Source organism: Streptomyces sp. NPDC107517, from assembly GCF_055582645.1.
On record NZ_JBVJPM010000026.1, the window covers coordinates 44,742 to 59,042 of the forward strand.

A 14,301-nucleotide genomic window follows, 5' to 3' on the forward strand; every position below is an offset into this window, starting at 1 on the left:
ACGCCGCTACGGCTTTTCCTCATCGACTGATGGGGGGTGGGCCTGGACGGCAGAGGAGCAGGGTCACGACGAGGCCGATGGCGAACCTTGCGCGGTCGCGACACCGAGCGAGTGTGGCCGTCCGCAGAGTGCCTGGCCCCCCGCGCCGGACAGCGCTCCGACAGCAACAGCCGTCAAGGAGCGCCGATGGCGAAGACGTGCATCAGCTGGACAGCATCCGGCATCGACTCGTACTCCCTCCTGAAGGAGGGAGACTCTGGCCGTGCCGCTCGTCGCTGTGCCCCTCCTCGCTGTGCCGCTACGAGGCACGTGCTTGGGGCGGGATTCCATGACTTCCTGCCGCTTCGCGCTGCGCCAGAACGGGCGTCATGGTGCTTTCCTTCGTTCGACGTGTGGGCGTGGAGCGGAGCGCCAGTCAGCCGTCTGTGCCGTGGCTGCCGGTCATGAGGGCGGCGAGGTCCTCGGGGTGGAGGAAGGACGGGGGCGGCGGAGGGCCCCAGTTGAACAGGCCCTTGGCACCCTCGAGGACCTCCGGTGTCCACAGCTGGTCCTCGGCGATGCAGTCCATGTCGGCGTAGTACTCGGAGAAGTTGCCGGCCGGGTCCTTGAGGTACCAGAAGAAGTTGGAGCCGGCGTGGTGGCGGCCAAGGCCCCACACGTGGCGCTCCGGGTGGTCCTCGAGCATCGCGGCGGCGCCGCGGCCGACCTCGTCGATGTCGTCGACCTGCCATGAGGTGTGGTGCAGGAAGGCCACCGGCGCGGCCAGGACCAGGATGTTGTGGTGGTCGGTGGAGCAGCGCAGGAACGCCCCCGCGCCCTTGATGTAGTCCGATGCCTTGAAGCCGAGCCCGTCGCGGAAGAACGCGGTGGTGGCGTCGAAATCGGTCGAACCGACGACCGCGTGCCCGAGCTTGCGCGGACGGACACCGCCGGACCGCAGCACCCCCGGCGCCCGGGTGCCGGGCCGCTCGACGCGCCCCGGACCGTTGTAGGGGGTCGCTGCGACGGGGCGCTGGGTAAGGCGCGGCGCGATTTCCACGACGGCCCTCACCCCGGTGGGGCCGTCATGAGCGGTCAGGACGGTGTCCGTCAGACCGGCACCGATGCCCAGTCGCTCAAGCCGGGAGGCGGCTGCACGCAGATCGTCGGGATCGTCCGCACCGATGCGGACCTCGACAAGGCGGCGGGTCGGGGAGTAGACGATCCGCAGCTGGCGGCCGACGTCCCGGGTGCTGAACCAACCCTCACCGTCGAGGCCGAGCCCGAAGTCGGTGTAGTACGCGGCCGCCGCCGCGGGGTCTGGGACCCCCATGGTGATGGAGGTCAGGCGATGCAGGGGCACGGCAGAACTCCTTGTGTCGGGATCAGAGGTGGGCGCACGGGATCAATGGCTCAGGCCGTGGCGCCGGTCGGGGTGCTCGTGAAGGTCTGCCGCAGTTCGCCGATGCCCTCGATCTGCGACACCAGTACGTCGCCGTCCTTCAGCCACCGCTGCGGCGTGCGCCCCAGGCCGACGCCCGCCGGCGTACCGGTGAAGATCACGTCTCCGGGCAGTAGCGGAAGGACAGCCGACAGCCGCTCGATCAGGGCGGGAACGGAGAAGATCAGCTGCCTGGTGCGGTCCTTCTGCATCTCCTCGCCGTTGATGGAGCAGCGCAGCTCCAGATCGTCCGGGTCATCGAACTCGTCCGGGGTGACCAGGCAAGGGCCGATCGGCGCGAAGCCAGGATGGGACTTGCCGAGGCTGAACTGTGGTGCGGGCCCCGCGAGTTGACCGCGCCGCTCGGAGATGTCCTGACCTGCCGTCAGGCCGGCGACGTGGCCCCAGGCGTCGGCTTCGGACACACGATCGGCGCGGCGGCCGATGACGGCGACCAACTCCACCTCCCAGTCGGTGTGTCCACCGTCGGGCAGGGCGACGGTGGTGACGGGGCCGGTGATGCTGGTCACGAACTTGGTGAACACGGGCGGCAGGTCCTGGGGAACTTCGAAACCCGATTCGTCGGCGTGGTCACGGTAGTTGAGGCCGATGGCCAGGACCTGACGCGGAGCGGGCACCGGCGAACCGAGGTCGGCCGGGTCGTACGCGCTGCCCTCGGGGAGCGCGGCGCTGTGCGCCCAGGCACGGAATCCGGACCATTGGTCATAGACGGCCTGCGGTTCTGAAGGGAACCGCCCATTGCTGGCTTGCTCGACATCGACCGCCCGCCCGTCGCGGGTCAGGAGGACCGACCGGCCGGCGAGATTGGCGACACGCATGTGTACTCCCAGTGCTGCACCTATTGAGCATGATGATTACGCTGATGTTGTGCCGAGGTAGAAGTCTCGTCAAGAGATGCGACACAAATCCGCATGATGATTTCCTGGCGACCGGCAACAAGGGCGCGCAGCAAGGAGGGAGAGGGAGGCGGGCGGTAACCTTCCCGCGGCCCTTGCGGGCTCGTGACTAGGGAAGCGTGACGCCGACAAGCCTGCGCCGTCGTATCATGCATGATGATTATGCTGCTGCTGTCGTGCGGTGGTGTTCATCCACGAGGAAGGCCGTGAGTGGCCTTCATGGTGAAGTGCGATCGCCCTGTGGGAGTAAGTGGTGGAGTCAGTACGTGATGCTGCCCAGGCCGGCGCGTCGAGCCGCGCCGAGCAAGCGGCCGAGCATGTCGCCTCGCTCGCACAGAGCGCCGAGCCGGGGACCCGGCTGGGCACGAAAGAAGCGCTGCGGCAGGCGTGTCAGGTCTCGGTGGGAACGTTCAACGAGGCCCTGAGGCTGCTTCAGGCACGTGGGTTGGTGACCGTACGTCCAGGACCGGGCGGCGGGATCTTCTCGGCCATGCCCTCCCCGATGGTGCGCCTTGGACACTCGGTGCTTGCGCTGGACGCGCACGAGACGGATGTCGCGGAGGCCGTGCGGATCCGCGACGCTCTTGACCCTCTGTTGATCGAGGACGCGCTCTGGCATGCCTCACCCGCCGACATCGCAGACCTGCGAGTTGAGGTCGCCGCGATGGAGAGCGCCGAGCGTGCAGCGGACCCCGTCGCCTTCGTGCATGCGAACTGGCGCCTCCACGCGCGGATCGCGGCCGTGAGCCCCAACCGGTTGCTGCGGTCCCTGTACCAGAACCTGCTCGAGGTCATCGAGTCCCACACCCTGGCGGTACTCCCTGCCGATGACCAACCACTCGGCGAATATGTGGCCCAGCGGCTCGCCCTGCACCGCGATCTGGTCGATGCGCTGGACCGGCGCGACCGGCCCGAGGCGTTGCGCCTGATCTACGCACACAGCACCACGGATCCAACAGGCCGCGAGAGCACGTGAGTCGGGTCCATACCTGTCGGCAGAGCGATCCGGCGGCCCAACTCACTGGACTCCTCACACCGACCCGAGCGCGGCCGCGACCTGTTCGCCCGTACGCCCCTTCGTCTCCGGCACCTGCCGCAGGACGAAGACGAACCCGAGGGCGAACATCACCCAGAAGATCCAGAACGTCCGGCCCTCCCGATCGCTTCCGTCACCCTGCCTGGTGCGCGCCCGTCATCGACCAGATCGCGCACACGGTCGGCCGCCTGATCAGTTGCGCTTCCGCCGAGCCCCTGTCCAGCGCCTCGGCGGGTTCGCAACACCGCCTCGTCAAAGGCGCAGCAACCGCTCGGCGTTGCCGTGCGCGATCTTGGCGCGGTCGGCTTCGCTGACCGGGGCGGTGCGCAGGAAGTCGGTGGCGGTGCCCATGTCCTCGAAGGGGTAGTCCGTGCCGAAGAGGATGTGTTCGGGCCCGAGGGCGAGCAGGGCGCAGAGCAGCGGCGGCGCGGAGCAGACGCCGCTGGTGGTGATGTAGAGGTTGTGGCGCAGGTACGCGGAGGGGTTCTCGCGCCGGAGTTCGATGCCGTGGTGGTTGTGGAAGCCCCAGCGTGAGTCGAGGCGCCACAGCATGTAGGGCAGCCCCTCCCCCATGTGCCCGAGCAGGAGTTTCGCCTCCGGGAAGTCGTCAAAGACGCCGCTGAAGATGAGCCGTAGTACGTGGGACGCGGTGTCGGTGCCCCAGCTCCACATCGGTCCGATGAGTTCGGGGTGGCCGTTCAGTACGTGGCCGCTGTCGACGCCGTTGGCGGGGTGCAGGTAGAGCGGGACGTCCAGGCCTTGCGCGTACTCCCACACCACGCGCAGATCCGGATCGTCGAGGTAGCGGCCCTGCGTGTGCGCGTTGACGAGGGCTCCGCGCAGGCCGAGTCCGGTCACCGCCCGCTCGAGTTCCTTTGCTGCGGCGGCGGGATCCTGCAGCGGCAGCGCGGCGAACCCGGCGAACCGGGTGGGGTGTTCGGCGATCACCGAGGCCAGCAGGTCGTTCACCGCGGCGGCCTGGGCGACGGCGACGGCCGGGTCCGACTCCGCCTGGATTCCGGGGGCGTTGAGTGAAAGTACCTGCAGGTCGAGGCCTGCGGCATCCATCTCTTCCAGGCGTTCTCCGGTCAGGTCGAGCAGCCGGCGCGATGCCTCCTCCCAGCGGGCGGGCTGGGCGATCGACGCCGATCCGGCGCCGTAGCCCACGAGTTCGGGGGTGACGAAGTGTTCTTCAAGGCCGATCGTCCGCATCGTTCGCTTCGTTCGCACCACAACTCCATTCACTATGCTGCATTGACTTCACTGATGGTGAAGCCTACGGTCCGCTGTGTCAAAGGCCACGCGCGAAGTCACTGATAGCCATCGGGGAGACGTGAGATGAGCGAACAAGACCGGGACCAGGGTGAGTTGACGTCGGACGTCGCTGTGGTGGGCTACGGGCCGGCGGGCATGGTCACAGCGGCGCTGCTCGGCCAGGCGGGGCACCGGGTGCGGGTCCTCGAGCGGTACTCCGGCCTCTACAACCTGCCGCGGGCCGCGATCTTCGACGACGAGACCATGCGCACCTTCGCCCGCCTCGGCCTGGCGGAGGGCCTGCTGCCGAAGCTGCGGGTGCAGACGAGTTATGAGTGGCGAGGCGCCAAGGGCGACCTGCTCATCGAGCAGCCGTACGCGACGACCGGCCGCAGCGGGTGGGCCGAGTGGTACGCGATGTACCAGCCCGACCTGGAGGACGCCCTCGACGCCGCCTGTCGCAGTTCGCCCGGTGTCGATGTGCGCTTCTCGAGCCCGGTCGTCGCCATCGAGGAGCGAGCCGACGGCGTCGAGCTGACCGTCGACGGCCCACAGGGTCCCGAGACGACGACCGCCCGGTACGTGGTGGCGTGCGACGGGGGAAACAGCTTCGTCCGCGAGGCGCTCGGCATCGGCCAGCTGGACCTGGGGTTCTCCGAGCCGTGGATGGTGTGCGACTTCCGTTTCCTGCGGCCGGTCGAGGTCCCGGCCGCTCTGCAGCTGGGCGACCCGGCGGGGCCGACCTCGATCATCTCGCTCGGCCCCGATCACCACCGGTTCAGCTTCATGCTCGACGCCCCGGAGGCCTTCGAGACCGAGAGCGCTCCCGACAAAGTCTGGGCCCGTGTCGCCGGTTACCTCTGCAAGGACGACGCCGAACTCATCCGCGTGGCGACGTACACCTTCCGTTCGCTGTCCGCCGAACACTGGCGGCGCGGCAGGGTCCTCCTGGCAGGGGACGCCGCGCACCAGATGCCGCCCTTTCTCGGCCAGGGCATGTGCTCGGGCATCCGTGACGCGCAGAACCTCGCCTTCAAACTGGATCTCGTCCTACGTGGCGCCGCCGACGCTGGACTTCTCGACACCTACCAGCGCGAGCGTGAACCCCACGTGCGCGCCGTGACCAAGAAGGGCATCGAGCTGGGACGCGCCCAGACCATCCGGGACCCCGAGCGCGCCGCGGCCCGCGACCGGGAACTGCTTGACCGCCGCGCGGCCTCCCAGAAGCCCGAGAGCGTCCGCTTCCCCGGGCTCGGCGGCGGGCTTCTCGCCCGCGTCTCCGGCTCTGGGCGAGGCGAGCTATCACTTCAGGGCGTGGTGGACGACGGACACCGGCGCGACCGCCTGGACCAGGTGGTCGGCGGCGGCTTCCACCTCCTGGTCGAGCCCGAACTCCTGGACACGCTCGGCGAGTTCCTCGGACCGCTGCGCTCAGCCGGGGTGCGCGTCGTCGCGCCCGGCCCCGACACCGCCACCCACCCGTCAGCCGCCGTGGTGCGCGACGTCGACGGGACGTATCGCAGGTGGTTCGCGGAACTGGGCTGCTCGGCCGTGGCCGTCCGGCCAGACCTGTACGTGTTCGGCACGGCGACCGGTCCCGCCGCCACTGCCGCGCTCGCCGGTGAACTGCTCACCGCCGCGGGAGCACACGCCCTTCTTCCGTAGCGGCGCGTCGCCACCCGAACTACCCACCGGAACCCCGGAACACGGGGAAGACACAGGAGGACTTGTGCGCCGTCCCGACTCTGGTTCCGCGCCGCGGGGCCGCCCCTCACCGACGGCCGTCGCCCTGCTCACCGCAGGCATCGCCGGATTCGAGGGCTACGACATGGCCTGCTACGGGGTGACCGTTCCCTCACTCCTCGGCCCGCACGGTCTCGGCGTGGACAAGGCCGCCGCGGGCACCGTCGGTTCTCTGGCCGCTGTCGGGATGCTCATCGGCACAGCGCTCGCCGCCGCGCTGATCCGCCGGTTCGGCAATCGGCTGCTGATTCTGATCGGCACCGCCGCGTTCTCCGCGGGCATGTTGGCGTGTGCGCTCGTGCCGTCCCTCGCGCTGTTCGGGGCCGCGCGCCTCGTCGTCGGCGCCGGTCTGGGAGTGGTCCTACCCGCCGTGACGGCCTACGTCGCTGACGCCTCAGAGCCGCATCGGCACGGGAGCAACATCGGTGTGATGATGGCGGGTTACCCCGTGGGCGCGCTGTTGGCGCCCCTGCTGGGCAGCGTGCTGCTGCCCGGTCAGTCGTGGCGCTGGATCTACGCCGCCGGGGCGCTTCCGGCGACGGCCCTGGTGCCGCTCTCGGTTCGGCTGCTCGTGCGGGTTCCGACACCTCAGACAACAGAAGGGCAGCCATCGGCCGCGCGTCAGGACCTGTTCGGACTGCGACCGCTCTTCGCGCGCGGCACGCGCACCGCCACTCTCCTGTTCTGGGGCATCGCCTTCTGCGGCCTGCTGCTGGTCTTCGGCATCAGCACCTGGCTGCCGGCCATCATGATCGCCGAGGGCTACTCACTCGGCTCGTCCCTGCTGCAGACCGCGGCCATGTGGGCGGGCGCCGCGGTCGGGATGGTCGCCGGCGGCAGAGGTGCGGATCAGATCGGCGCCAAGGCCGTCGTCGTGATCGCCTTCGTTGCCGGGTCGGCGTGCCTGGTGGCACTGAGCGCGGGACCTCCCCTCGGCGTGCTCTTCGGGCTCATGTTCCTCAGCGGTCTCGGGTTCATCGGCTCCCAGGCGCTGGTCAATGCTTTCATCGTGACCAGCTACCCGGCCGCGCTCCGCGGCCCGGGCCTCGGCTGGGCGCTGACCGCGGGACGGCTCGGCGCGATTGCGGGCCCCCAGGTGGGCGCCTGGATCCTCGCCTCCGACCTCCCGTCCCGGTGGAACTTCTACGCCTTCGTCGTGCCCGGCGCCCTCGGCGCGCTGCTGGCGGCTCTCGTCCCCCCGCCCCACCGACCTGCCGGGACGCCCCGGGTCGGTAAGATCTCTCGCCGTGACAGCTCAGCCACTTCCCGAAACCGCTGACGGCGACGCGGAGAAGGCCCCCCGTCAGGGCATCCAGTCGGTCGAGCTGGCCATGACCGTCCTGACGGCGCTCGAACGGGGCCTCGGCCCGATGAGCCTGACGCAGATCGCCACGGCGAGCGGCATGCAGCCCAGCAAGGTGCATCGCTACCTGGTGAGCCTGACCAGGATCGGACTTCTCGCCCAGTCCCCCAGTTCCGGCCTGTACGACATGGGGCCCGCGCTGCGACGTCTCGGCATCGAGTCGCTGCGGCGGATGGACGAGGTGGCCCTGGTGACCGAGCACCTCCCCGGCCTGCGCGAGCGCACGGGTCATGCGGTCAATCTGGCCGTGTGGGGCGATCACGGACCCGTGGTCGTGCGCTGGGAGTACGGGGCGTACGCCCTGCCCATCACGGTGCGGGTGGGCGCGACGATGCCGCTGCTCACCTCGGCGATCGGCCGGGTCTACCTGGCACACCTGCCCGAAACCATCACCGGCCCGGTACTGCGCGCCCAGGCCGAGGAGGCGGGCCGGACACCGTCCCCGGGCGAGATCACAGCCCTCAAGGACGACGTACTGCGCGACGGGGTCGCGACCACCATCGGCGGCGTCGTACCGGGCGTCGCCTCCGTGGCCGCCCCGGTGTTCACCTCAGGGGACTCGCTGCCGCTGGTGGTGGCGCTGGCCATGCCCGCCCGACACATCACCCCGAAAATCATGGACGACATGACCGCCGAGCTGCTCCGCTCGGCCACCGCCATGGCCGAGGACCTCGGCCATCCCGCACGCCAGGGGCCTGACCACTGCGGCTAGCCGGCAGCACGGTTGTCACCGCACGGGGACTTAAGAGCCCGATCAGTCCCTGTCCGTGCACTCGAACTCGAACGTCGCGGGCATCCGGACGCGGGCCAGCAAGCTCCGCAGTGTGGTGCGCTCAAGGTCCGTCAGGTCCGCGAACAGTTCGGACTCGGCCGCGTCGACCGCCGCGTCCGCCTTCCGCAGGACGGCCGCGCCCTCGTCCGTCATCTCGACGATGTGACGGCGCCGGTCGGCCGGATCTCTGCGGCGCTGCAGCAGTTCCCTGCCTTCGAGGTCGTTGAGCAGGGCCACCATCACACTCGGGTCGACCTCGAGCTGTTCCGCGAGCGCCTGCTGCGCGACCGGGCCGCCCGCGAGGCGCTGCAGCGCGACCACATGCCGGATGGAGAGGCCAATGGCGCGCAGCGCCTGCCGCACCGTGGCGCCGGAAGTCCCCGCGTGGTGCGCCAACAGAAGTCCCAGTCGATCCGCCGTCTCAACGCGTGCACTCTCCGTCATGCTCTCGATCCTAACAAGCGTTCCGATTCTCGATGTGTTTAAATCGTTGATGTACTTCCATCATTGATCGAGCACCATCACAGGAGCAACCCTTGTCCATCGCCTACACCATCTCTGCCGTCCTCATCGCCCTCGTACTGCTCGGGTCGGGGTTCGCCACCGCCACCAAGAACGAGAAGGTGACCGCCGGCATGGCCGAGATCGGCGTCCCGGACAGCTGGTTCGTCCCGCTGGGGCTGATCAAGTTCGCGGGTGCGGCCGGTCTGCTGGTCGGGCTGTTCGCGCGTCCGCTCGGCATCGCCGCCGGCGTGGGCGTCGTCCTCTTCTTCGTCGGCGCCGTGCTCGCGCACCTGCGTGCCGGTGACAAGAAGGGCGTTGGCGCCCCGGTCGTCCTGACCGTCCTGTCCCTGGCGCCGCTGGCGTTCGGCATCGCCTCCGTCTGACCGGCTCGCCCGGAAATCCCCGGCAATCCAAGGCATCGAGGAGAACGACATGCGTGAGCCCCGCGTCTTGTCGACCGTCACTGACATCGACACCCACCGAATCGGAGACCAGTTCGCGGCGCGCGGTGCGCGCGGCACCGTCGACCTGGACCCGTTCATCAACATGGACCTGTTCGAGATCACCGGTCCCACGTTCGCGCCGCACCCGCACGCCGGCTTCTCCGCGGCGACGTACATGTTCGACAGCTCCGTCACCCGGCTGCACAACCGGGACAGCCTCGGCGACACGAGTCTGATCGAGCCGGGCGGACTGCACTGGACCGTCGCGGCATCCGGGATCGTGCACGACGAGGTCGTCGAGGAGACCGGCCGCCTCGGGCACGGCGTGCAGATCTTCGTACGGCTGCCGCAGTCCGCCGAGGAGGACGACCCGTACGGCATGCACTTCACCCCGGACGAGCTGCCTTCCGGCGAACTGGCCGAGGGTGTGCGGCTGCGGGTGGTGGCCGGTGAGGCGTTCGGGATGCGCTCGCCCGTCCGTGAGGCCGCCGGTTCCCATGTCTACGACCTGTTCCTGCAGCCTGGAGCGCGCGTCGAGATCCCCGTGGCCCCGGACTTCCGCGGCTTCGCCATGACGGTCAGCGGCGGCGGGCGCATCGCCACGCCGTCGAGCCGCGGCGACCTCGGCCCGTCCGGCCTGGCCGTGTTCGAGCAGGGCGAGGGGGCCGTTGAGATCGAGGCGGGCGAGCAGGGCGCGCAGTTCCTCTTCGGCGCGGGCCGCCCCATTCACAGTCCCGCCTACATGTACGGCGGGTTCTGCATGTCCAGCCAGTCACGCGTCATCGACGCCGTGGAGCGCTACCAGTCCGGCGCCATGCACGGCCTGCTGACCGCACCCTGACCTATCACCGTTTCTGAGGAGAGCTCCATGTCCAAGTCCGTTGTGGTTGTCGGCGGTGGCTACGGCGGCAGTGCCGCCGCGAAGGCACTTGACGACGTCGCCGATGTCGTCCTGGTCGAGCCCAAGGAAGCCTTCTTCCACGCCGTAGGCGCCCTGCGCGCGGCCGTGGACCCAGATTTTCTGCCCCGCGTCTTCTTCCCCTATGACCAGTTGCTCACCAACGGGCGCGTGATCCGCGACCGTGCCGTGCGGGTGGAGCCGGGCCGCGTGACGCTGGGTTCCGGCGAGGAACTGGTGGCTGACTACATCGTCCTTGCCACCGGCTCCGGTTACCCCTTCCCCGCCAAGAGCGACGTGGACGACACCGCTAAGGCGCAGGAGAAGTACCAGCAGGCACGCGGCAATCTGCTCGCGGCCGGGGACGTGATGCTGCTCGGTGCAGGGCCGGTCGGCCTCGAGTTCGCCGGAGAGATCAAGGCCGCCTGGCCGGAGAAGACCGTCACGATCGTCGACCCTATGGCCGACATCCTCCCCGGCTACGACCCGGAGCTGCGTGAGGAGATCCGCCGCCAGCTCGACGAACTCGGTATCCGCCTCGTCCTCGGGTCCCCGCTCGCGACCGACCCGTCCACGAAGCCTGGCGAGCACGGCGCCTTCCACGTCAGCACCGCCGTGGGCACGGAGATCGACGCCGACATCTGGTTCCGCTGCTTCGGCGTCGTCCCGCAGACCAACTACGTCGCCGACGCGCTCGCGGACGTACGGCAGCCGAACGGGCAGCTCGCGGTGACCGAGACGCTCCAGGTCAAGGGGCAGGACGCGGTCTTCGCGCTCGGTGACATCACCGACGTCGCCGAGCCCAAGCAGGCCAGCGCCGCCAACCGCCACGTCGAGGTCGTGGCGGGCAACATCAAGGCCCTCATCGCGGGCCGCACCGACCTCGCCGCATACCAGCCGGGCCCGGCCGCGATCATCCTCCCGCTCGGTCCGGCCGGTGGCGCCTCCCAGCTGCCGGGCCGCGGTATCGCGGGGCCCGACGTCACCTCTCAGTTCAAGGGCACGGACCTGCTGACCGGCCGCCTCGGCCAGCTGTTCACAGGCAGCGCCGCCTGACATCGCGCGACGACCGTCACTGATCGCACCCATCGCTCCCTTCGTACAGAGGAGACACCGATGTCCTTCACCGAAGAAGAGATCAGCTACCTGCACGCACAGCGACTGGCCCGCATCGCCACCGTCTCGGTGGACGACCAGCCGGACGTCGTGCCGGTCGGGTACGAGTTCGACGGTACATATCTGTACGTGGGCGGCATCGCCCCCGCGAAGACCCGTAAGTTCCTGAACGTCGAGGCGGGCAGGACCAAGGTCGCCCTCGTCATCGACGACCTGCCCGCCGTCGATCCGTGGACGCCGCGCTACCTGCGCGTCTACGGCACCGCCGAACTCGTCGAACGCGACGGACAGTTCGGCACAGCGCGCTACCTGCGCATCACGCCCACGCTGTCGTGGAGCTTCAACCTCAAGGGCGAGCCGTTCCGGCACGACCAGCCGGTGAGCATTCAGCGGACCGTTCACGAGGGCGACGCGCACGGCGACGCCTGACCCAGCGCCTCGCCGACCGCCCGAAACGCACGGCCGGCGGGCGCCCCCATCCGGGGCCCGGCCGCATGCCACCGCCTCGCCGTACCCGGCTGCCCGCAACCCTCCGCGGCGCCGGCACCTCCCGAGACCCGGCGCGCGGCTCCGGCCTGCCCAAAATCAGAACTGCACAACAAGGAGACACGACGTGAGCAACACCTCGGCCACGCCCGGTGGTTCCGGCTTCGACCCCGAGGCGATCCGCCTCAAGTACCTGGAGGAGAGCAGGAAGCGTCGCTCGGGAAAGCCGACGCCGGGGCGGCCGGTCGCACACAGCGCCGTCCTGTCCGTCGAGGACCCCTTCGTCGAGCCGGGCTTCGCGCGCGAACCGCTGCATGACGAGGTGGATGTCGTCGTGGTCGGCGGCGGCCACACCGGCCTCATCACGGGCGCGCACCTGCGCAAGGCGGGCGTGGAGCGCGTCCGCCTGATCGAGAAGGCCGGCGGCTTCGGCGGCGTCTGGTACTGGAACCGCTACCCCGGCATCCGCTGCGACGTCGACGCGTACTCGTACATGCCGATGCTCGAAGAGACCGGCGTGATGCCGACCGAGAAGTACGCCCAGGGCGACGAGATCCGCGCCAACGCCCAACTCCTCGCCGAGAAGGAGGGACTGGACGCGGACGCCCTGATGCAGACGCAGGTCACCGGCGTGCGCTGGGACGAGGCCGCCGACCGCTGGACCGTCACCACGGACCGCGGCGACGAGATGCGGGCCCGGTTCCTGTGCCTGGGCGGCGGCACGCTCGACAACCCGAGCATCCCCGACGTACCCGGACTCGATGAGTACCGGGGACACGTCTTCCACTCCAGCCGCTGGGACTACGACTACACCGGCGGCAACGAGCGCGGCGGCCTGACCAAGCTCGCGGGCAAGCGGGTCGCGGTGGTCGGCACCGCGGCCTCCGCCATCCAGTTCATCCCCGAACTGGCCCGGTACGCGGACCAGGTGACCGTTGTCCAACGCACCCCGGTCGTCGTCATACCCCGTAACAACGAGCCCACTGACCCCGAGTGGTTCCGGGGCCAGAAAGCGGGCTGGCAGCAGGAACGCGTCAAGAACCTCACCGCGGTCGTGCAGAGCCCGCCCGGCAGCGCGCCTCCCGCGAAGGACCTCCTGAACGACTCGCTGACCGGCCTGGCCAAGCTGCCGCGAAACCTGCCGCCCGAGGTCGCCGCCCGGCTCGAGGGCGCCGACATGGCCACACGGATGCTCATGGGCAACTACGCCGCCATGGAGAAGATCCGTGCCGACATGGCCACGGTCGTCGACGACCCGGACACCGCCGAAAAGCTCAAGCCGTACTACAACCTCGGCTGCAACCGCCCCCAGTTCAGCGACACCTACCTGCAGGCCTACAACCGCGGCAACGTGACCCTCCTGGACACCGAGGGTCGCGGCATCGAGCGCCTCACCGCGAACGGCATCGTCGTCGACGGGGTGGAGTACGAGGTCGACTGCGTCGTCTTCGGCACCGGCTTCGACATGAACGCCGGCCACTTCCCCGTCGCGGGACGCGCCGGTCAGCTGCTGTCCGAGGCATGGGGCGACGGCGTCCGCTCCCTGCACGGCGTCCTGACCTCGGGCTTCCCGAACCTGTTCGTGGTCGGCGGCATCCCCCAGGCGACCCACGCGATCAACTTCACGCACCAGTTGTACGACCAGGCCACCCACGTCGCCACCATCGTCCGCCGCTGCCTCGACCAGGCGTACGCGAGCGTGGAGGTCCGCCCCGAGGCGGAGGAGAACTGGGCGCAGCAGATCAAGGAGAAGGCGGCGGGCCTCCCCCGCCCCGAACTCAACTGCACCCCCAACGCGCAGTCCGAACTGATCCACTCCGGCTACCCCGGAGGCCCCATCGCCTACGCCGAGGTCTGCCGCGAGTGGCTGAAGGACGGTTTCGAGCGCGACCTCGTCATCGAGCGCCGACCGGCCGACCAGGCCGCATGACCGGCATGACCACAGCGCCCCCGGAAGGACGACCGGTCATGGACACCACGATCACCATCACCGCAGAAACCCAAGTGGCCACGCTCATCAACGTGTTCACCGTCAAGCCGGAGAACCAGCGCGCGCTGCTCGACGCATTGGCGAAGACCACCAACGACGTGATGCGTCACCGCGAGGGCTTCATCTCCACCACGGTGCATGCCGGCACCGACGGCACCCGGGTCGCCTCCTACGCGCAGTGGGAGACCGAGGCTCACCTGCGCGCCGTCCTGGCCGACCCCGAAGCTCGGCAACAGATGGGCGCCGCCGGGGAGCTCGCCGAGCACTTCGAACCACACCTCTACACCGTGGAGTCGGTCCACCGCTGACGGCAGCAGCCACTTCAAGAAGCGCACTTCAGGAAGATTTCGGACGAGGGA

General features: G+C 69.4%; 14 protein-coding genes and 1 pseudogene. 10 read left to right on the forward strand and 5 right to left on the reverse strand.

What is annotated here, in order from left to right; all coding sequences use genetic code 11:
- Positions 1-415: 415 nt before the first annotated feature.
- Complete coding sequence (locus tag ACZ67T_RS37285; protein WP_469990283.1) at positions 416-1,342, reverse strand: VOC family protein; 927 nt, start codon at positions 1,340-1,342, stop codon at positions 416-418.
- 50 nt (positions 1,343-1,392) lie between these two features.
- A complete protein-coding gene (locus ACZ67T_RS37290; protein WP_469990285.1) occupies positions 1,393-2,259 on the reverse strand; it encodes a fumarylacetoacetate hydrolase family protein in 867 nt (288 codons plus the stop codon).
- Positions 2,260-2,587: 328 nt separating this feature from the next.
- On the opposite strand from ACZ67T_RS37290, the gene ACZ67T_RS37295 reads away from it, so the two are divergent.
- Entirely contained in the window at positions 2,588-3,313 is a 726-nt protein-coding gene (locus tag ACZ67T_RS37295) for a FadR/GntR family transcriptional regulator (RefSeq protein ID WP_469990287.1), read from the forward strand.
- Between the two features lie 54 nt (positions 3,314-3,367).
- Here ACZ67T_RS37295 and ACZ67T_RS37300 read toward each other — a convergent pair.
- Positions 3,368-3,478 (reverse strand): annotated as a pseudogene (locus ACZ67T_RS37300) (hypothetical protein); the annotation flags it as partial.
- A 147-nt stretch (positions 3,479-3,625) separates the two neighbouring features.
- Entirely contained in the window at positions 3,626-4,603 is a 978-nt protein-coding gene (locus ACZ67T_RS37305; RefSeq protein WP_469990289.1) for an amidohydrolase family protein, read from the reverse strand.
- Between the two features lie 108 nt (positions 4,604-4,711).
- Here ACZ67T_RS37305 and ACZ67T_RS37310 point away from each other — a divergent pair, with 108 nt between their 5' ends.
- The 3 genes from ACZ67T_RS37310 to ACZ67T_RS37320 all read left to right on the forward strand — a co-directional run bounded on the left by ACZ67T_RS37310 (position 4,712) and on the right by ACZ67T_RS37320 (position 8,445).
- Positions 4,712-6,292 (forward strand): bifunctional 3-(3-hydroxy-phenyl)propionate/3-hydroxycinnamic acid hydroxylase, encoded by a 1,581-nt coding sequence (locus tag ACZ67T_RS37310; RefSeq protein WP_469990291.1) that lies wholly within the window; start codon positions 4,712-4,714, stop codon positions 6,290-6,292.
- Positions 6,293-6,356: 64 nt separating this feature from the next.
- Entirely contained in the window at positions 6,357-7,649 is a 1,293-nt protein-coding gene (locus tag ACZ67T_RS37315; protein WP_469990293.1) for an MFS transporter, read from the forward strand.
- Complete coding sequence (locus ACZ67T_RS37320; RefSeq protein ID WP_469990294.1) at positions 7,618-8,445, forward strand: IclR family transcriptional regulator; 828 nt, start codon at positions 7,618-7,620, stop codon at positions 8,443-8,445. The genes ACZ67T_RS37315 and ACZ67T_RS37320 overlap by 32 nt, the downstream gene beginning before the upstream one ends.
- Before the next feature lie 42 nt (positions 8,446-8,487).
- Here ACZ67T_RS37320 and ACZ67T_RS37325 read toward each other — a convergent pair whose 3' ends face one another.
- Positions 8,488-8,949: a MarR family winged helix-turn-helix transcriptional regulator gene (locus ACZ67T_RS37325; RefSeq protein WP_469990296.1), complete on the reverse strand. Its 462-nt coding sequence runs from the start codon at positions 8,947-8,949 to the stop codon at positions 8,488-8,490.
- Positions 8,950-9,041: 92 nt separating this feature from the next.
- On the opposite strand from ACZ67T_RS37325, the gene ACZ67T_RS37330 reads away from it, so the two are divergent.
- The 6 genes from ACZ67T_RS37330 to ACZ67T_RS37355 all read left to right on the forward strand — a co-directional run bounded on the left by ACZ67T_RS37330 (position 9,042) and on the right by ACZ67T_RS37355 (position 14,250).
- Positions 9,042-9,392 carry a DoxX family protein gene (locus tag ACZ67T_RS37330; RefSeq protein WP_469990298.1) on the forward strand — a complete coding sequence of 117 codons (351 nt, stop codon included), beginning with the start codon at positions 9,042-9,044 and terminating at the stop codon, positions 9,390-9,392.
- A 49-nt stretch (positions 9,393-9,441) separates the two neighbouring features.
- Positions 9,442-10,293 carry a pirin family protein gene (locus ACZ67T_RS37335; RefSeq protein ID WP_469990299.1) on the forward strand — a complete coding sequence of 284 codons (852 nt, stop codon included), beginning with the start codon at positions 9,442-9,444 and terminating at the stop codon, positions 10,291-10,293.
- 27 nt (positions 10,294-10,320) lie between these two features.
- Positions 10,321-11,406 carry an NAD(P)/FAD-dependent oxidoreductase gene (locus ACZ67T_RS37340; RefSeq protein ID WP_469990301.1) on the forward strand — a complete coding sequence of 362 codons (1,086 nt, stop codon included), beginning with the start codon at positions 10,321-10,323 and terminating at the stop codon, positions 11,404-11,406.
- Between the two features lie 60 nt (positions 11,407-11,466).
- A complete protein-coding gene (locus ACZ67T_RS37345) occupies positions 11,467-11,895 on the forward strand; it encodes a PPOX class F420-dependent oxidoreductase (protein WP_469990303.1) in 429 nt (142 codons plus the stop codon).
- Between the two features lie 184 nt (positions 11,896-12,079).
- Positions 12,080-13,882: a flavin-containing monooxygenase gene (locus ACZ67T_RS37350; RefSeq protein WP_469990305.1), complete on the forward strand. Its 1,803-nt coding sequence runs from the start codon at positions 12,080-12,082 to the stop codon at positions 13,880-13,882.
- A 38-nt stretch (positions 13,883-13,920) separates the two neighbouring features.
- Positions 13,921-14,250: an antibiotic biosynthesis monooxygenase family protein gene (locus ACZ67T_RS37355; protein ID WP_469990307.1), complete on the forward strand. Its 330-nt coding sequence runs from the start codon at positions 13,921-13,923 to the stop codon at positions 14,248-14,250.
- The last annotated feature ends 51 nt before the right edge of the window (positions 14,251-14,301 follow it).